This is a genomic window from Streptomyces sp. NPDC060198 (assembly GCF_042728415.1).
Lineage (GTDB): Bacteria > Actinomycetota > Actinomycetes > Streptomycetales > Streptomycetaceae > Streptomyces.
In genome coordinates this window covers 1-2,035 of the sequence record NZ_JBHWZJ010000635.1, presented here as the reverse complement: position 1 = coordinate 2,035, position 2,035 = coordinate 1, and the positions used below count along the sequence as shown (strand labels likewise).

General features: G+C 72.2%; 1 protein-coding gene. It reads left to right on the top strand.

The genetic code is table 11. The features are described 5' to 3' along the window. Positions 1-266: 266 nt before the first annotated feature. A partial coding sequence (locus ACFWEP_RS34310) for an amino acid adenylation domain-containing protein (RefSeq protein ID WP_387376168.1) occupies positions 267-2,035 on the top strand: 1,769 nt, incomplete at its 3' end.

The following is a 2,035-nucleotide window of genomic DNA, read 5'->3' as shown; positions in this document are numbered from 1 at the left end:
GCCTGGCGCTCGCCTTCCCCGCCGTCGGCGCGGCGCTGGCGATGCCGCTGGCCGGGTCGGTCAGCCACCGGTTCGGCTCCCGGGCGGCGGCCCCGGCCCCAGGTCCTCGTTTCCGCCGCCGACGACCGCCCCCGAACTCTCCGCGACACAGCGGACCGACGACGGCACCACGCCCCGGCCCATGCCCGGCGGGAGCCGAGGACCCCTGCCCGGACCGTGCCCGTTCCGAGCCAATTCTCCAACCCGGAAGGGACGATGAGTCTTCGATGATGGATCCCCACGCCCGCCTCGTGCCGCTGTCTCCCGCGAGCCTGGACGCCGTCCGCCGGCGAACCGGTGACTACTCCGACACCACCATCACCGAGGCCTGCGCCATCGCCCTGTCGTACTGGGCCACGGGCCGCGGCCCCGAAGGCATGGACCTGCGTCCGGGCACCCTGTTCCCCGACGTCCTCGGCTGGGTGCACAACGGCGGTACCGGGGCCGGCGGCTGGACGGCCGGCGGCCCCGGCCCGGGCGTCACCGTCCCCGAGGGAATCGACCCGGCCGACGCCAGGAGCGCGCTGGACGATCTGGTCGAGTTCCCCGACCGGCCGCTCGGTACGGTCCACACCGCCGACGCCACCGCCAGAGCCGAGCTGCTGGCCAGGTGGAACGACACCGACGCGGAACGGGACCGCCCCACCCTCGTGGAGATGTTCTGCGAGCAGGTGCGCACCCGGCCGGACGCCGTCGCCGTCGTCGACGGGAACCACACGCTGACCTATCGTCACATCGACACCTACAGCAGCCAGTTGGCGCACGAACTGATCCGGCGTGGCCTCGGCCCCGAAGAGGTCGTCGGCATCTCGCTCGGCCGGTCCGCCGACATGGTGATCGGGCTGCTCGCCGTGCTCCGGGCCGGCGGTGCCTTCGTGCCGCTCGACCCCCAGTGGCCCGCCGCGCGCCGGGCCGTCGTCATCGAGGACGCCCGGGCCGTCCTCCAGCTCAACGGCTCGGGGACACGGCCCGAGGGCGAACCGGAGGCCGTGGCCGTCGACCTCGGCGACTGGGCGCACGATTCCCACCCCGCCGACGGGTCCTTCGTGCCCGTGTCCGGCCAGGCCCTCGCCTATGTGATCTTCACCTCCGGTTCGACCGGACGCCCCAAGGGCGCGATGATCCGGCACGAGGCGATCAGCGAGCGCCTTCTCTGGCAGAGCCGCGAGATCCTCGGCTTCGGCCACGACGACGCCTCGCTGTTCAAGGCGCCGCTCTCCTTCGACATCTCGATCAACGAGATCTTCCTGCCGCTGGTGACCGGCGGCAGGCTCGTGGTCCTGCGGCCCGGTGGCGAACGCGACCCGCACCATCTGCTCGGCGTCATCTCCGAACAGCGCGTCACCTTCACCTACCTGGTCTCCTCCATGCTGGACGTCCTGCTGGAGATGGCCGGCGACTCGGGCCGGCTGGACAGCCTGCGGCACGTGTGGTGCGGCGGCGAGGTGCTCACCCCGGAGCTGTACGAACGCTTCCGCGCCAAGCTCGGCATCCCGCTCTACCATGGCTACGGCCCCGCCGAGACGACCATCGGCGTCTCCCACGTCATCTACCGCGGCGCCGCCGAACGCCTCTCCACCTCGATCGGCAAGGCCAACCCCAACACGCAGCTGTACGTCCTCGACGACGAACTGCGGCCCGTCCCGGTCGGCGTCGGCGGCGAACTCTACGTCGGCGGCTTCCTCCTGGGACGCGGCTACGTCAACGCCCCCGGCCTGACGGCATCCCGGTTCGTCGCCAACCCCTTCGCCGGCGACGGCTCCCGGCTCTACCGCACCGGTGACCTCGCCCGCTACGCCCCCGACGGCTCCCTCGACTTCCTCGGTCGCGCCGACAACCAGATCAAGATCCGCGGCATGCGGCTGGAGATGGAGGACGTGGAGGCCGGCCTCGCGGAACACCCCGGAGTGCGGCACACCTGCGTCGTCGCGAAGAAGAACGCGGCGGGCGGCACCTACCTGGTGGGATACGTCATCCCCGCCGCCGGGTCCGAGGC